The sequence below is a fragment of the Caldalkalibacillus mannanilyticus JCM 10596 genome, assembly GCF_000615945.1.
GTDB lineage: Bacteria > Bacillota > Bacilli > Caldalkalibacillales > JCM-10596 > Bacillus_AT > Bacillus_AT mannanilyticus.
Genome location: NZ_BAMO01000012.1, coordinates 59,456 through 75,206 on the forward strand (window position 1 = coordinate 59,456; position 15,751 = coordinate 75,206).

A 15,751-nucleotide genomic window follows, 5' to 3' on the forward strand; every position below is an offset into this window, starting at 1 on the left:
TCTATTTAGAGAGGTGAAAAAGGTGGTAGAAGAGATTCTAGATCTAAATGCCTATTATTCTGAAAATGAACTAAGAGTAATGCCAGCAGGAACTGATTGTCTTTATGTCTATTGGGAAATGACATGGTCCCGAATGCATGCAGTGGCACAATTTACAGATCAAGACTTCCGAGTACTTCCAAAAGGGTTACGAATCTATGATGTAACGGATATCCTATTCGATGGTTCAAATGCTCATTTTTATCGAGATGAGTGGGTTGAGGAAAGCTCAGATCACAAGTATATTTACAATCTACCGCAAGGAAGAAACTATATTGTTGACTATGGTTGTTTCTCTCAGGAAGAGTTTATCCGCTTAAAGAGATCTACAATGGTAAGTTTGCTATGTGAATAAAATATGGAGTGATGAAATGAAAAATAGAATGACTTCAATAGTGTTAAGAACCCACTTACCGTATATTCGGGAAGCATGCTCCTATGTACATGCGGAAGAACAATGGATTTTTGAAGCATTAACAGAAGCTTATATTCCTTTATTTTTATCATTTGAAAAGCTGCTTAAAGAAGAGATTCCGTTTCAGGTTACATGTGCAATTTCTCCCACTTTGCTGGCTTTATTGGATGACTCTTTTATGATGCACAAATATCATATGTACCTAACAGAGCGTCTTCATGATGTAGAACATGACCTTATTCATAGTCTTGATAAGCTATCTTTGTCCTCATTATGGAGAAGGCGAGAGGAAATCCATCATATCCTGCACTATCTAGAAGAAAACGAAAACCTCATGTTACGCCTGCGTTTCTTTCATCAGACCGGCCAGGTAGAGTGGATCACAGGTACAGCCACGAATGCCTATCTTCCTTATATTTCGGATGAAAGTAAAATAGCTCAATTACGGATTGGAATAGAAACTTTTTATCATTATTTTGAAACCCTTCCCCAAGGTGTTTGGTTACCAGTATTTGATCAGGTTGTAGATCGCACCTTACATGAGTTAGGGGTTAAATATGTCATTCTTGATCCAAGTGAGCAATCAGACTACATGAAAAATGAAACGCAAGGGGAACTTACCATAAGTCCGCATGGAATCATGGTATTTAAGGGCTCCTCCCCTTTAGTCATCAGTGAAGTAGAGAACATTCAGCTAGAGAAAACAATAGAGCCCTTCATTCGAAAATGTGAGAAGGAATATTTTTCAAGTCTAGAACAGCGGGGAATAGAAATGCAAGTATTCTGCTATGACATTGAATTATTTGGCGAGTGGTGGATAGAAGGAAAGGATTTTATTTCAGCCCTATTTCGTCACTTACAGCAATGCCCTTCTGAAAGTAACTGGATCGTTCCAAGTCAGATGATCGAAGAACTGAAGAGGAAGCAGCTAACTCCTTTCAAACCGATATCCTCCATGTTTCTTCACACCTACAACCAGCAGCGAATAAACCACCACAACCATTGGATTTATCGCCACTTGTATCAAGCTGAGAAAAGACTTCTGGAGTTAACCAGACGTAGTGATATACAAGCCCAACCACAGCTTGCTGCCCTTTTCAATCAGGGGGTGAGGGAACTCTTACTAGCTCAAAGCGGGGACTGGGCTTTATTCATGAATCATTCTTCTCTCTCTTCATATGCTATACAACGTATTAAACTCCACCTCTCAAGATTTAATAAGCTCTATGATCAGATAAAAAACGGTCAGCTAGATATCGAAAGAATGGAACACTGGAAAAATGAATATCCCTTGTTTGAGCAAATCAACCTAAATAATTATGTTATTTCTCCAGAAGCTTCCTTAGTTGCAGCGACAATAGCTACGAAGGAAAGCAATCATAGAAAAGCACGTATTCTTATGCTGACGTGGGAGTATCCACCCCGAATCATTGGTGGACTAGCACGAGCCGTTCATGACCTTTCTGTGGAATTGGTAAACCAAGGACTGGAAGTTCATATCCTTACTTGTCAGTCCCAAGAGCTCCCTACGTATGAATTGATTCAAGGAGTTCATATCCATCGTGTCGATCCTTTAGTGGATGAGCAGCAGAGTGAATTCACTCAATGGATTTTTCAATTGAACATGCAATTGATTGACTATGCTCGAGACTTGAGTAAGTTATTGTCCTTTGATCTCATTCATGCCCATGATTGGTTAGTGACATGGGCGGCAAAAGAAATGAAACATACCTTATCAATTCCATTAATCGCTACAATTCACGCTACAGAGCATGGAAGGAATCAGGGGTTATGGACAGAGCAACAGAAAAAAATTAATCATTTAGAGTGGGAGCTAACTTATGAAGCGCAAAGCGTCATCGTTTGTAGTCAATATATGAAAGCTGAACTTCATGAACGATTTCAATTACCAGAAGATAAGATTAAGGTGATTTCCAATGGAATTGATCCTACTCAAGTAATGAGAGAAGGGTACTCGGTTCGAGATCGCTTCGCCTTACCGCATGAAAAAATCATTCTATTTGTAGGGCGTATGGTTCGGGAAAAGGGTATGCATATCTTGTTACAAGCGATACCGCGGGTGTTAGAAAAGGTTCCAGATGCCAAATTCATTCTTTGCGGGAAGGGACCGATGTTATCAGAGCTACATGAACAGGTAAAGGAAATGGGATTAAGCCATAAAATTTACCTTCCGGGTTTTATAGATGATGAGACCAAAAATACATTACTCCAAGAAGCGTATGCTTGTGTCTTTCCAAGTATCTATGAACCCTTTGGCATCGTTGCCCTAGAAGCGATGTATTCGAATGGGCTGGCGATTGTATCTGACACAGGAGGCTTAGGTGAGATCATTGAACATCAATGTACAGGTTTAAAGGTGTACCCTGGGCATGTTCAATCGCTTTATGATCAATTGCTATATGCCTTACAGAATGAAGTGCAGATGAGGCGCATCAGAGCGAAAGCAAGACAAAAAGTGATAGAGTGCTTTCAATGGGAAGTATTAGCCAAAGAAACGATTCATCTCTACCGTACTCATTTGAAGGAAGTCAAGGAGGTTGTCCAATTATGAAGGCAGTGATCATGGCAGGTGGAAAAGGGACACGACTAAGACCATTAACCTCAAATACCCCTAAACCAATGGTTCCATTATTAAATAAGCCCTGCATGGAATATAGTATCGAATTATTAAAAAAACATGGGATTACTGAAATAGCTGTTACGGTGCAATATATGCCTGAAGTGATCAAGAATTACTTTGGAGATGGTTCAGACTATGGAGTAAATATCCGCTATTTTGAAGAGAGTATCCCTCTTGGAACAGCAGGAAGTGTAAAAAATGCGGAAGAGTTTCTAACAGAAGCCTTTATTGTGATAAGTGGGGATGCTTTAACAGATTATAATTTAGCAGAAGCAATTCACTATCATGAGCAAAAGAAAGCCATAGCGACTCTAGTGCTCACGCAGGTTGAGTCCCCTTTAGAGTATGGGGTTGTCATGACAGATGACGAGGGTAGAATCAAACGATTTCTTGAAAAGCCAAGCTGGAGTGAAGTATTTAGCGATACAGTGAATACGGGCATATATATCTTCGAACCAGCCATTTTCAGCTACTATGAAAAAGGGGTCGAGTTTGATTTTAGCAAGGACTTGTTTCCTTTGTTTTTACAGGAGCAGCAACCGCTCTATGGATATGTTGCTAAGGGGTATTGGTCTGATATTGGAAACCTAGCCATGTACCGTCAAACACAGTTTGATATGTTGGATGGTATAGTTGATGTGACGTTAAGAGGAAAAGAGGTTGCCCCTAAGGTGTTTGTTGAACGCTGGGTGGATATTCAGTCTAATGTGAAGATTAAGGGACCAGCCTATATTGGTGAGAATAGCGCATTAATCAGTGGCTCCATGATTGGTCCGTATACCGTTATGGGAAAAAGAAACGTCATCAATAGAGGAAGTGTTTTACAAAAGACAATTTTGTGGGAGGGAAACTATATAGAACAACAAGTGGAAGCACAGGGTGTGACAGTATGCAATCATAATAAAATTGGGCAATGCAGTTCCTTTTTTGAAGGAGCAGTGATTGGGGATAAATGTAAGATAGGAGCTAAATCCTTTGTCAAAGAGGGAGTCAAAATATGGCCTCGAAAAATCATTGATGAGGGAAGTACTGTCCATAGCTCTTTGATCTGGGGAGAGAAGCAGTCCAATCGCTTGTTCACTGATCAAGGAATACAAGGAATTGCGAATGTTGATATCACTCCAGATTTCATGAGTCAGTTAGGAGCTGCTTATGGCTCAGTAGTTCGCTCTGGTGCTAACATATCGCTTAGTTCTTGTTCACATCCTTTTGCTAAATTGATGAAACAAGCATTGATGGCAGGGCTAATCTCGGCAGGCATCGATATCATCGATTTTGGTGAAACCATGGCATCGGTAGCAAGATATGGAGTACAGCAGCTTGGAATGACAGGAGGCGTTCATATTGTCATGGAGGAGCCCCTTGTTTTAAATAGGATGTTCATTGAGTTCTATGATCAGGATGGAATTTATCTTAGTCCAGAGCTCAAAAGGAAAATTGAGAATGCATTTTGGCAAGAGGATTATAGGCGTAGTTCATGTGAAACCATAGGAATGAATCATCTCTATCCCCAAGTGGTCGATCAATACATCGAGGGGTTATACCAAGCGATAGATGCAGAAAAAGTAAAGGAAAAACAGTTTAAGGTTGTCGTAGAACATCATTCTTCACCTACTCAACACATCATTCTTTCCATTTTAAATCGATTAAGTTGTAAAGTAATTAGTATTAGTAGAGAAGAACAGAAGGATCATTTGGAACTGATCAGGTATGTAAAGCAAAATCAGGCTGATATCGGAATTTCTATGGACAAAAACGGTCAAGATTTTCATCTGATTACCGAGCAAGGAAAGATCATAGAAAGAAACATGCTGTATGCCATTCAACTTTTAATTCACGATCAAGAAAAACAAAGGTTCGTCTTAGGTATTCCTACTAGTGCTCCTAGTGTATTAGAGCATTTAGCAACGGAATTAGAGGTAACAGTTATAAGAACAAAGGAAAATCCTCGATCCATGATGGAGGTGACGAAGGAAGCTTCTTTTCACCCTATGTTTGATGCCTTGTATACCTTGGTGAAAACGATGGAATATATGAGTATCAGAGATACATATCTATCAGAAGTTGATGCCATGGTTCCTCATTTTCATATTGTCAATGAAGCGGTATTTTGTCCTTGGACAGAAAAAGGGAAAGTAATGAGATTAATGATGGAGGAGATGAAAGGGAAAGAGATTGAGCTATTAGATGGAATCAAGCTATACAGTAACCAAGGCTGGGTGTTAATCTTACCAGACCAAGATAAACCAAGCTTTCGTGTTATATCGCAAGCAGCAAGTACAGAAGTGGCTTCCATATTGGCTCAAACCTTTGCAGAACGAATTAGAAAGTTTCAAGTTCAGTCGTTTTCTTTATAAAACAACGCTACTCTAAGGAGAATGAATATGAAAAAAGATAGGTTAGCAAAGGAGAAAATGCTAACCTATTCTTTTTTGTTCTATCGTTCTTCTTCCGCCAAAATCTTAATACTTTCTTAACATCTTCTTGATACCTTATAAAGGAGACTTCCATTAGATGGCGTTTTGATTTCACCTGATGGTTAGGGCGTGATCATTATCTTCTGGCTAAGCTACAGATTATTAGATATGCTTTTAATGAGAGATGTTTAAGGAGGTATTTCGAATGGTCCCTACTCCTACCATTTTAGTTGTAGATGATGAAGAAAAAATGATTTCTGTTATACAAAATTACTTGGAGCAAGAAGGATTCAAGGTCCTAACTGCCCTAAATGGTCAAGAAGCACTAAATAAGGTGCGAACCTTTTCAGATATTGATTTAATTTTATTAGATTGGATGATGCCAGGTTTAAGTGGGATTGATGTATGCAAACAAGTCAGACAGACTTCAGAGATTCCTATCATTTTTCTAACGGCGAAATCTGAGGAGTTTGACAAATTAAAGGGTCTAGAAATTGGTGCTGATGATTATATTACTAAACCATTTTCTATGAGAGAACTGGTTGCGAGGATTCGAGTGATCCTAAGGAGGATTCAAAAGAATCAAAGCACACAGCCAGAGGAAAGCAATAAGGATCTCTTCGTTAGAGGAAATATTACAATCGATTATGCGAAACGCTATGTCGAGGTGAGAGGCAAAGCGGTTTCGCTAACCAAAACGGAATTTAAGCTGTTAACGATCTTAATTCAACGTCCAGGCCAAGTGTTCAGTCGCCTTCAGTTGCTCGAGATGGTTTTTGGAGAGGAATATGCTGGCTATGAACGTTCGATTGATACTCATATTAGTAATTTGAGAAAAAAAATAGATGAAGATCCTTCGAATCCCGACTATATTCAGACGGTGTTCGGGGTGGGGTATAAGTTTGGTGAGCTAGTATGAGTCATAAGACCAAACGCTTTGTTATTCTAAGCTTTCTTCTTACAAGTGGCATGCTGCTAGCTTTGGTATTAGGATATGCTTGGGGAATAAATGGGCTACATGCCTATTCACATATTAGTTATATCGCTCTTGTTGTGATCTTGTTTATTTTTATTTATATTCTTGTTTTCTTTATTGGGCTATGGGAGAGTAGAACCACAGAGAAGATTATAGACCTATCCGTGAATCCCAGTGCATGATCCCTTACCATATCCTCAAGGATCAGAGTGAGCTTGGGGAGCTAGCAAGATCAGTGAAGAAGCTTCAAGATCAACTGTCCAAAGGAGAGGCTCTGCGTAATCAGTTAGTTTCTGATGTTGCGCATGAATTGCGGACTCCTCTAGCCATTTTACGTGGTCAGATTGAATCTATGTATGAAGGGGCTTATGAATTAAATCAACAGAATCTTCTTCCTATGTTGGATGAAATTAAGAGAATGTCGAAGCTCATTCAGGATCTCCGACAGCTTAGTCTAGCGGAAAGTGGAAACTTACCTCTTGAGCGTAAATGGTTTGAATGTAATCAACTTCTTGAAGAAGTCGTTCGCGTGCTCGAATTTGAAGCTGAAGGAAAAGAAATCCTCCTTTCTTATTCACCGATCGAAGAGTTTGAGATTTATTGTGATTACACAAGAATCAAACAGGTGCTAATTAACTTGATCGGGAATTCCATTCGTTATACACCACAGGAAGGGAATATTATGATCCATTTATCAAGAGATGGTGGACATGTTTATATAGAGATCAGTGACGATGGTCCAGGAATCCCACCAGAAAAGCTTCCTTATATTTTTTATCGCTTTTATAGAGTAGAAGATTCAAGAAACAGAGAATTAGGGGGGATGGGTTTAGGATTAGCCATCGCCAAAGAATTTGTCGAAGCACATGGTGGGAAAATAAATGTTCAGAGTGAAGTTGGAAAAGGAAGTACCTTCCAAATTGTTCTTCCCATATTTCCGGTCGGCTAACAGTCGGAAACCTAGATAAAGAAAGGAGGGGAATGATTTCTATGGAAAAATCTCAAAAAATAATGGAGCAAAAGGCCTACTTAAAGTATATGGTCAGGGTGAAACCAGAATCGAAGCATTACAATCTATCTCCTTGTCGATCGAGCAAGGAGAAATTGTTTCTATCATGGGACCTTCTGGCTGTGGAAAAACGACGTTATTAAACTGTTTGTCTGGTATAGATACGACATCTAGAGGTGTGATTTATTTTGAAGAGCAACTTCTTTCATCCTATAGTGAACAAAAAAGAGATCAACTTAGAGCGCAACAAATGGGCTTTGTCTTCCAGTCGTATAACTTAGTTCCCGTCCTTTCGGCTATTGAAAATGTAGAGCTTCCCTTACTCTGTCAAGGGATTCCGGTCAAAACAGCGCGAGAAAAAGCATTAACCGTTTTAGAGCGTGTTGGCTTGCTGGAGCGAATGAACCATCTTCCTGCTCAATTATCACTGGGTCAACAGCAGCGAGTGGCACTGGCACGCTCGATTGTCAATAAACCGAAAATCGTTTGGGCAGATGAACCTACAGGGGCGCTTGATCGACAAACCACAGACATGGTGCTTGATTTAATTGAGCATCTGAATAGTAAAGAAAAGATTACTTTTGTCATTGTGACACATGATCCAAAGTGGCTGAACGGGGAAATCGGGTGTTATATATGGATAGTGGTCGAATTCTACAAGAAAGAATCATCCCTAAAAAACAAGCTTTAGAGGAGTGGAATGGAAGTGATTGGAGTTGACGGCACTTCTATTAGCTATATTCGTCTATAGTATTTTTGTTTATATTGCTCTCGTTGGCAAGAAGCAGCCCCACTTAGCTCAAATCGCATGGAGAAATATGAATGGAAATCGGAGTCGCTCGATCCTACTCATCATTGGAGCACTTGTGGGAAGTACATTGACTTCTTCCACCTTTCTATTGGGTTCCTATATTTCGAAGAGTGTTGACCATGTGATTGACACACATTATGGCAGTGTTGATATTGAAATTGATACCATCATGCAACCTAACTTGACAAAGGATTTTTTTGACTTAGAAGACCTAAACAAAATAGAGCGGGAGTTTGTCCAAAATAATCAAGCCAACATGTTGGTCCCTATTGTTGCTTATCATACCAATGTATATCCAGTAAAAAGCCCACGAGTCAGTTACACTCACTCGTCTACCTCACCCCCATATACCGATGTGTATGTTTTTGGGATGGATGAGAAAATCATGAATGCTACAGAAGATCCACTTTCTGAAGTATACAGTGATCTAGCAGAGAACGAGGTGCTTCTATCTTCTCGAACAGCTGAACGTTTACAGCTCCAAACAGGAGATCAAGTGATGGTGTTAGACGCAGGCAATAACGAACATTCTTTCAATGTGGGAGCGATTGTGGATGAAAAAGGGTGGATTGGTTATAGAGGAACGGATATGGCAAAGGCAACAATGCTGGTTTCTCTTGATACAGTTCATCATCTAACGGGTCTAGAAAAGGATGCTTATACAAACGTACTGCTTTTACATGATCAAGGAAAAGAAACCTCAAGAGTCACTTATTCTCCCAATCGATTTGAAGAGGTGCTCAATGGGTGGAGAGTATTTCGAATCAAAGATTACGCTCGGTACATGTTGCAGGATTTGAATAATATAGTAGGAATGTTTACCTTAGCAAGCATTATTTCCTGTGTAATAGGTATCATTTTAATTTTCAATACGTTTCTTATGATTACAGAGGAACGAAAAGCAGAGTTCCGTATCTTGAGAGCACTTGGGATGAGTCGAGGGGATGCGACTAAGCTGCTCATGATTGAAGGGGCTGTTTATGCACTCGTATCCAGTCTGTTAGGTATTGTACTAGGCGTTGTCTTGGCTAATATCCTGATCTATTTTTTATCACAGATGATTAACCAGGTGATTTCCTATTGGGAGATTTATTTTCCAACAGTATTTCATATTGATTTAGTATCGATATTATACGGCTTTTCTATCGGTTCTTCGTTGATACTATTATGTATGTATGCTATTTCATTTCAATTGGCTAAAAACCCCTTATCAAATCCATTGCCAAGAGCAGGCAAACAGAATCTTCAAAACGGATCTAAAAGAGCAAGTTTTTCTCACATTCCTTTGTTGCTTTCTGGAGCGATGTGTTTTTCTTTGTTTATTTTCACGAGATTTGCTCATTTTTATCTAGATGTGAACATGCTGACTTCTGTGTATTGGAATTTGATTTTTGGATTTATCTTATTAGTATTAGTTATTATCTGTTTTAATTTACTCTTACCATCCATTCTTCAGAAATTGAGTCAATTAACTTGGTTAAAATCAACGAAGGCGGTCTTGTTGAAGCTCATAGGCAGACATATGGAAAATCACCGAGGGAGATCAATCACGCTGATGCTCATGTTCTCCATTGTTTTTTTCATTACAAGTGTATCAAGTATGTATAGTAAGAATATAATTGAATATTTGATTGAACTCCATGAAGACGACGTGCGTTTGAATATTGTCACTTTTGTTTTACCTTCTCGTCATGTGACTATAGATGAAACATGGCTTCAAAACAAGATTTCTGACGATCAAGTGACACAAATAATGAGTTATTCTGAGGTTTTTCTTCTGCAAAATCTTGGTACACTCAAAGGCTTTAATTCTACTATCACTTCTCCTTCCAATCTAGTGGAAAGATCGACTAAATATCACACAGATCAAGAGGCATGGGAAGCGTTAAAGCACAATCCTGATGCCGTCATTATATCCTATGATCATCAATTTTTGGGTGCTCAGAAATATTCCATAGGTGATAGGTATCCAATTCCTATTGGAAATCAAATCGTTGAAAAAGAAATCATAGGAATCGAAATGATGAATCCATACTATGAATGGTTTAGTATGTGGATCAATGAAAAGGAATTGCACAATATTGTTCAGGATCAAAAAGGGATTAAAAAGAGAATATCGATTGAATTTAAGAACCATGAAGCATTGCAAGAAAATCTTCCCTTATTAGAACGTGCTCTTGTTTCACAGGGAGTACACCAAATCGAGGATATACAAGAGAGAATGAGAGCTATTGGGGATACGAACCGTTCCCTCTATCAATTATTTGAAAATTTCAATGCGTTTTCTATTTTTATTGGAATCGTAGGGCTGATGGTGATTTCATTAAGAATCATACAAGAAAGAAGCTATGAGTTAGGGCTGCTGAGAGTGATTGGGATTCCTTCGAGAACACTATACCTTCAGATTTTATTTGAGGGCTTAATTATTTCCATCTGCGGGATGACAATAGGAGTCATTGTGGGATGTTACACGGGATACACCATGCTTAATCCGATGTTCTATCCTTTGCATATTAAGCTTCAAATTCTTTTCCCTTATGCAAGTCTTGCTATTTACTACGTTGTGGCTATTATGTTAATTAGTTTGGCTATTTCCTTTGTTGCTTATCGTATGTTTCGAGTCACTCCTCTAGAAGCAACAAGAAAAATGAGATAGAAATAAAGAAATCAATTGAACGAATAAAGAGCTAGTCAATGGGCGATACGTGTGTACCAAGCCCTTGACCAGCTCTTTTTCCTTTTTTTAAAGCTTCTTAAAAAGGAGCGATAAATCCGTTATCTTCCATCATAGTAAATTCACCAATAAAATAAACCAGCTCTTCTTCTACTTCATTTGTTTCATCATCAATTAAGTTTTGAAGACGTTCATTTATTTTTTTAGCAAAATCGGTGTAGAGGATAGGTTCACTCCAGGATAGCGTTTCATTATGAATTTCTATTTTTTGAAATCCTTGAATGTCTTGAATAATGACAAAGGGTCCTAAATTACCGATATATCTATGGTTGTTTAAGCTAGATTTTTCAAACTTTTTCATTGTTGAAATCACGTCGCCTGCAAATTCTTGCGGTAAAACAACATGAATTGGATGGGGTTCCTCACTTTGGACATACAATACTAAACAATGAAACCCTGTTTTCTTTGTGAAAAACATGATTCTCCTCCCAAACTTCTTTAAGTTAAATCGGCAGCGGCCATTTTCGCATAGTGCTCTTCTGCTAATTTATCTATTTCTTTTTTTAATTCATCAAGCAATTGATCTTCCGGAACTTTACGAACGATTTCTCCATGGCGGAAAAGCAAGCCTTCTCCTCGTGCACCTGCAATCCCAATATCAGCTTCACGTGCCTCTCCAGGACCATTAACAGCACATCCGAGAACAGCAACCTTAATCGGAGCTTTTACCTTTGAGATATATTCCTCCACTTCATTAGCAATGGAGATCAAATCAATTTCGATTCGACCGCAAGTTGGGCAAGAGATCAGTGTGGCAGCATTGGCAGCAAGACCAAATGATTTTAGCAGTTCTCTAGCCACTTTCACCTCTTCGACAGGATCAGCACTTAAAGAAACACGAACGGTATTCCCGATTCCCATGGAGAGCATGGCTCCGAGTCCTGCGGCACTTTTTACTGTCCCAGCAAATAAAGTTCCTGATTCAGTGATTCCTAAGTGTAGAGGATAACGGAAGGCTTCAGCCGCTTTTTTATATGCCTCAATAGCTAAGTGAACATCAGAGGCTTTCATCGAAACGATAATATCCGTAAAGTCTAAATCCTCTAATATCTTAATATGATGTAAGGCACTTTCGACCATTCCATCCGCAGTAGGATAACCGTATTTATCTAGGATTCTTTTTTCAAGTGATCCAGCATTTACGCCTATTCGAATAGGAATCCCTTTCTCTTTCGCAGCATTGACGACAGCTTGGACCTTTTCTTTACGCCCAATATTTCCTGGATTAATGCGGATCTTATCAATTCCACCTTCAATGGCTTTTAAAGCTAATTTATAATCAAAATGGATATCGGCAACCAGAGGAATATGTATACGTTTTTTTATCTCTGGAATAGCCTCAGCTGCTCTCATATCAGGGCAAGCTACTCTGACAACTTGACAGCCTGCTTCTTCTAGACGATTGATTTCAGCTACAGTGGCTTCAACATCGTGGGTTTTTGTTGTACACATACTTTGGATGACTACTTCATTATTACCACCAATCGTTAAGTTACCAACTTTGACTGGTCTAGTTTCGGTTCGATGAAACATGGATTATCGCTCCTTTAAAAGATAGAAAAACCTTCCAAGAGGTTCTTTCATTCTTTGCTATTATACCTTATTTTACTTGTAAAATCTAAAAGATATTTCTTACTCATTGAAGTAATTTTTTTTTGTGAAAAATTTGGAACCATTTTGTTTCGCTTCCGTATAACAATTTGTATGTGATAAAAGGAATGTTTGACAGCGTTGGTGAATGATAAAATAAGGTATTGGAATAAACGTATAGAGAGGAGGCTAGAAGGATGGAAACCATTTACTTAATCTGTTTTATCGTAGGGTTTGTATACGCTGTGTTTTCAGTCATATTTGGAAATGTATTTGACTTTGATTTTGATATGAATGGGGGAAGTCTACCTTATTTTTCACCGATTACAATTGCTTCTTTTATCACGGTATTTGGTGGTACGGGAATGTTTTTAACTCATTTTATCGGCCTGCCCTACTTTTTTGTTTTACTTTTTTCTATCGTAGCTGCTATTGTGATTTCATTATTGATGATGTTTCTCGTGGTTGTCCCTTTACTGAAGGCGCAAAAGTCAGCTGCTTTTTCAGATCGGGATATGATCGGTCGATATGGAGAGGTTTCAACTCCTATCCTAGGGAGTCAACGTGGTGAGATTATCTATGAACAGGGAGGGTCAAGATTAAGCTCACCCGCTTTATCAGTGAACAAAGTGGATATTGGAGTAGGAGAAGTAGTTGAAATTGTTGATGTAGTAAGTGGGACTTTTGTCGTAAAGAAGCTGGCAGAGCTATCTGAATTAGAACAAAAATCAAAAACGTAAGTTGAGGAGGAACCAATGTAATGGAGAATATTGCTGTTTTTGCCCCTATAGGCATTGTGGTCGTTTTACTCTTATTAGGTATTGTTTTTGCAACGCGTTACCGAACGGTTCGTGCAGACGAAGCGATGATTGTAACGGGTGGATTTACCAAAGACGGAATTAAAATTGTAAAAGCAGGGGGAGCCTTTGTCTTTCCTATTATTCAAAACGCTCAATTTTTATCACTTCGTGTTCATACCTTAGATGTGAACACACCTGAGGTTTACACAGAGCAAGGTGTACCAGTCATAGTTGATGGAATTGCCCAAGTAAAAATAAAAGGGGATTTAGAATCAATTGCAACAGCTGCTGAGCAGTTTTTAGGAAAAACAGATGATGAGCTTCGTCGAATTGCGACTCAAACCCTAGAAGGGCATTTGCGTGCTATTCTTGGGACAATGAGTGTAGAGGATATTTATAAGAACAGAGATAAATTTGCTGCGGATGTACAAAGCGTTGCGGCAACAGATCTGAAAAAAATGGGATTGCAAATTGTTTCCTTTACCATTCGAGATGTGAAGGACAATAATGGATACTTGGAAGCCCTTGGACGTCCGCGTATCGCAGATATCAAACGTGCTGCTGAGATTGCTGAGGCGAATGCCAAAAAAGAGGAACAAGTAGCGAAAGCTCAGGCTCGTGAGGTTGGTTCTAGAGCAGATTATGTAGCTGAAACCAACATTGCTGAAGCCGAAAAAGAGATGGAAGTGAAGAAAGCACACTTTAAGCTAGAACAGGATCGAAAAAGAGCAGAAGCGGATCAATCCTATGCCCTTCAACAAAATAGAACACTCCAAGAAGTTAAATCGGAAGAGATGGGAATTCAGATTGTTGAACGTCAGAAGCTGATTGAGCTAGAAGAAAGAGAGATTCTACGTCGAGAGAAAGAGCTAGAAGCAAAAGTAAGAAAACAAGCGGAAGCAGAGCGTTATGCACATGAGCAGAAAGCAGAAGCAGAACGTTACCAAATTGAAGCAAAAGCGAAAGCCGATGCAGAAACCATTCGTCTACAAGGTCAGGCAAATGCCGATCGAGAAAGAGCAGAGGGTACAGCGCAGGCTGATGTTATTCGACTCAAAGGTATTGCGGAAGCAGAAGCAAAAGATAAGATTGCTGAAGCGATGAAGAAGTACGGAGAAGCAGCGATTGCTGAAATGATTATTGAGAAATTCCCTGAAATTGCAGGTGCAATTTCAGCTCCACTTGCTCAAACAGAGAAAATCGTGATTGTTGATAGTGGCAATGGTGAAGGCGGCGGAGCGAGTAAAGTTACTGGGTATGTAACAGATATTTTAGCGAAGCTTCCTGAAACAGTTGGAGCTTTAACTAATGTGGATATTCACGATCTACTAGGCAGCCTTAAACAGAGGGAAACTCAAACGAAGCAACTAGAAAGTAAAGTGAAAGAAAAAACGAATGTAGAAGTGATTGAAAAAGAAATCGAATAGACTGGTGACATTTACCATGCCAAAAGTTGTGCAAAAAAGCGCAACTTTTGGCGTTTTTATTTGTATATACTTCGAGTCAAAAAAATAAGATTCTGAGGTGACAACATGAAGATCAACTTGAAAAAAGGAATCGTAGCAACGACCTTAACCTGTTCTTTGTTACTTTCCTCACCTTTTCAGGGTGTACAAGCAGCAGAGCTAAGGGATATTCAGGGACACTGGGCACAGGAAGACATTGCGTATGTAGTCAATAACGGAATTCAAATTCCTTTTGGGAATGAGATCTTTGCACCAAAGGATGAGATCACGCGCGCGGAATTTACTTCTCTTGTCGTACAAGCCCTCCAATATGAATCTGATGGGGCTTCCAGCCAAGTCTTCTCTGATGTACCACTAGACTTGTGGTATAGTCCGGATATCCAGATCGCTTTTGAAGAAGGGATCATTCAAGGAGATGAAAAGGGTTTATTTCGACCTGATGATCTGATTACAAGGGCTGAAATTGCGACCATCATTCATCGTACTTTTTCAGATTTGGATCTGATACGACCTAAGGTATCCTTTCGTGATGTAGGTCAGAAACACTGGGCCTATGATTCCATCTCATTTGCTTCTCAAGCAGGAATTGTAGTAGGTCATCGTGATTTTACCTTTAAGCCCATCCAGCCCGCTACTAGAGCGGAAGCATTTGTGATGATATCCCGGATCCTAAGGGTGGTGTTTCAGAGCTGCCACCAGAAATTGAACCAGACATCGAGGTTTTGGAATGGAATGAAGCAGCCACCCTGTTCTCCATTGGAAAAAACGCAACAGTCATTGATGTCTATACAGGTAAAACCTTTCAAGTCCAACGTACATACGGTGTTAACCATGCTGATGTCGAACCATTAAC

13 protein-coding genes are annotated in these 15,751 nt (G+C 39.3%); 11 read left to right on the forward strand and 2 right to left on the reverse strand.

The genetic code is table 11. The features are described from left to right. Positions 1-22: 22 nt before the first annotated feature. The 8 genes from JCM10596_RS24655 (at position 23) to JCM10596_RS08865 (ending at position 10,964) form a co-directional block, all read left to right on the forward strand. The gene (locus JCM10596_RS24655) at positions 23-394 is read left to right on the forward strand and encodes a DUF4912 domain-containing protein (RefSeq protein WP_159102334.1); all 372 of its coding nucleotides are present in this window, start codon (positions 23-25) and stop codon (positions 392-394) included. 16 nt (positions 395-410) lie between these two features. Beyond that, complete coding sequence (locus JCM10596_RS24660; RefSeq protein ID WP_025026813.1) at positions 411-3,026, forward strand: 1,4-alpha-glucan branching protein domain-containing protein; 2,616 nt, start codon at positions 411-413, stop codon at positions 3,024-3,026. Further along, complete coding sequence (locus JCM10596_RS08835; RefSeq protein ID WP_025026814.1) at positions 3,023-5,452, forward strand: sugar phosphate nucleotidyltransferase; 2,430 nt, start codon at positions 3,023-3,025, stop codon at positions 5,450-5,452. The genes JCM10596_RS24660 and JCM10596_RS08835 overlap by 4 nt, the downstream gene beginning before the upstream one ends. Positions 5,453-5,717: 265 nt before the next feature. Further along, positions 5,718-6,431, forward strand: a complete 714-nt coding sequence (locus JCM10596_RS08845) for a response regulator transcription factor (RefSeq protein ID WP_025026815.1) — start codon at positions 5,718-5,720, stop codon at positions 6,429-6,431. Further along, positions 6,428-6,670, forward strand: a complete 243-nt coding sequence (locus JCM10596_RS08850; protein ID WP_025026816.1) for a hypothetical protein — start codon at positions 6,428-6,430, stop codon at positions 6,668-6,670. The genes JCM10596_RS08845 and JCM10596_RS08850 overlap by 4 nt, the downstream gene beginning before the upstream one ends. Before the next feature lie 53 nt (positions 6,671-6,723). Further along, the gene (locus JCM10596_RS08855) at positions 6,724-7,437 is read left to right on the forward strand and encodes a sensor histidine kinase (RefSeq protein WP_159102335.1); all 714 of its coding nucleotides are present in this window, start codon (positions 6,724-6,726) and stop codon (positions 7,435-7,437) included. 127 nt (positions 7,438-7,564) lie between these two features. Further along, positions 7,565-8,188, forward strand: coding sequence for an ABC transporter ATP-binding protein (locus JCM10596_RS24665; protein ID WP_267879683.1), 624 nt, complete (start codon positions 7,565-7,567; stop codon positions 8,186-8,188). Positions 8,189-8,207: 19 nt separating this feature from the next. Then, a complete protein-coding gene (locus JCM10596_RS08865; protein ID WP_025026818.1) occupies positions 8,208-10,964 on the forward strand; it encodes an ABC transporter permease in 2,757 nt (918 codons plus the stop codon). A gap of 97 nt (positions 10,965-11,061) precedes the next feature. On the opposite strand, the gene JCM10596_RS08870 is transcribed toward JCM10596_RS08865, so the two are convergent. Both JCM10596_RS08870 and ispG read right to left on the reverse strand, forming a co-directional pair. After that, the gene (locus JCM10596_RS08870) at positions 11,062-11,460 is read right to left on the reverse strand and encodes a hypothetical protein (RefSeq protein ID WP_025026819.1); all 399 of its coding nucleotides are present in this window, start codon (positions 11,458-11,460) and stop codon (positions 11,062-11,064) included. Positions 11,461-11,480: 20 nt separating this feature from the next. After that, a complete protein-coding gene (gene ispG, locus JCM10596_RS08875; RefSeq protein ID WP_025026820.1) occupies positions 11,481-12,575 on the reverse strand; it encodes a flavodoxin-dependent (E)-4-hydroxy-3-methylbut-2-enyl-diphosphate synthase in 1,095 nt (364 codons plus the stop codon). 254 nt (positions 12,576-12,829) lie between these two features. Here ispG and JCM10596_RS24670 point away from each other — a divergent pair, with 254 nt between their 5' ends. The 3 genes from JCM10596_RS24670 (at position 12,830) to JCM10596_RS27665 (ending at position 15,750) form a co-directional block, all read left to right on the forward strand. Beyond that, the gene (locus JCM10596_RS24670) at positions 12,830-13,372 is read left to right on the forward strand and encodes an NfeD family protein (RefSeq protein ID WP_025026821.1); all 543 of its coding nucleotides are present in this window, start codon (positions 12,830-12,832) and stop codon (positions 13,370-13,372) included. A gap of 20 nt (positions 13,373-13,392) precedes the next feature. Further along, the gene (locus JCM10596_RS08885; RefSeq protein ID WP_025026822.1) at positions 13,393-14,859 is read left to right on the forward strand and encodes a flotillin family protein; all 1,467 of its coding nucleotides are present in this window, start codon (positions 13,393-13,395) and stop codon (positions 14,857-14,859) included. A gap of 105 nt (positions 14,860-14,964) precedes the next feature. Then, positions 14,965-15,750 carry an S-layer homology domain-containing protein gene (locus JCM10596_RS27665; protein WP_025026823.1) on the forward strand — a complete coding sequence of 262 codons (786 nt, stop codon included), beginning with the start codon at positions 14,965-14,967 and terminating at the stop codon, positions 15,748-15,750. Position 15,751 lies beyond the last annotated feature (1 nt).

Coding starts and splice junctions, on each gene's coding strand:
- JCM10596_RS08850 (WP_025026816.1), top strand. CDS start 6,428: ATGAGTCATAAGACCAAACGCTTTGTTATTCTAAGCTTTCTTCTTACA.
- JCM10596_RS08835 (WP_025026814.1), top strand. CDS start 3,023: ATGAAGGCAGTGATCATGGCAGGTGGAAAAGGGACACGACTAAGACCA.
- JCM10596_RS24660 (WP_025026813.1), top strand. CDS start 411: ATGAAAAATAGAATGACTTCAATAGTGTTAAGAACCCACTTACCGTAT.
- ispG (WP_025026820.1), bottom strand. CDS start 12,575: ATGTTTCATCGAACCGAAACTAGACCAGTCAAAGTTGGTAACTTAACG.
- JCM10596_RS27665 (WP_025026823.1), top strand. CDS start 14,965: ATGAAGATCAACTTGAAAAAAGGAATCGTAGCAACGACCTTAACCTGT.
- JCM10596_RS08870 (WP_025026819.1), bottom strand. CDS start 11,460: ATGTTTTTCACAAAGAAAACAGGGTTTCATTGTTTAGTATTGTATGTC.
- JCM10596_RS24670 (WP_025026821.1), top strand. CDS start 12,830: ATGGAAACCATTTACTTAATCTGTTTTATCGTAGGGTTTGTATACGCT.
- JCM10596_RS08885 (WP_025026822.1), top strand. CDS start 13,393: ATGGAGAATATTGCTGTTTTTGCCCCTATAGGCATTGTGGTCGTTTTA.
- JCM10596_RS08845 (WP_025026815.1), top strand. CDS start 5,718: ATGGTCCCTACTCCTACCATTTTAGTTGTAGATGATGAAGAAAAAATG.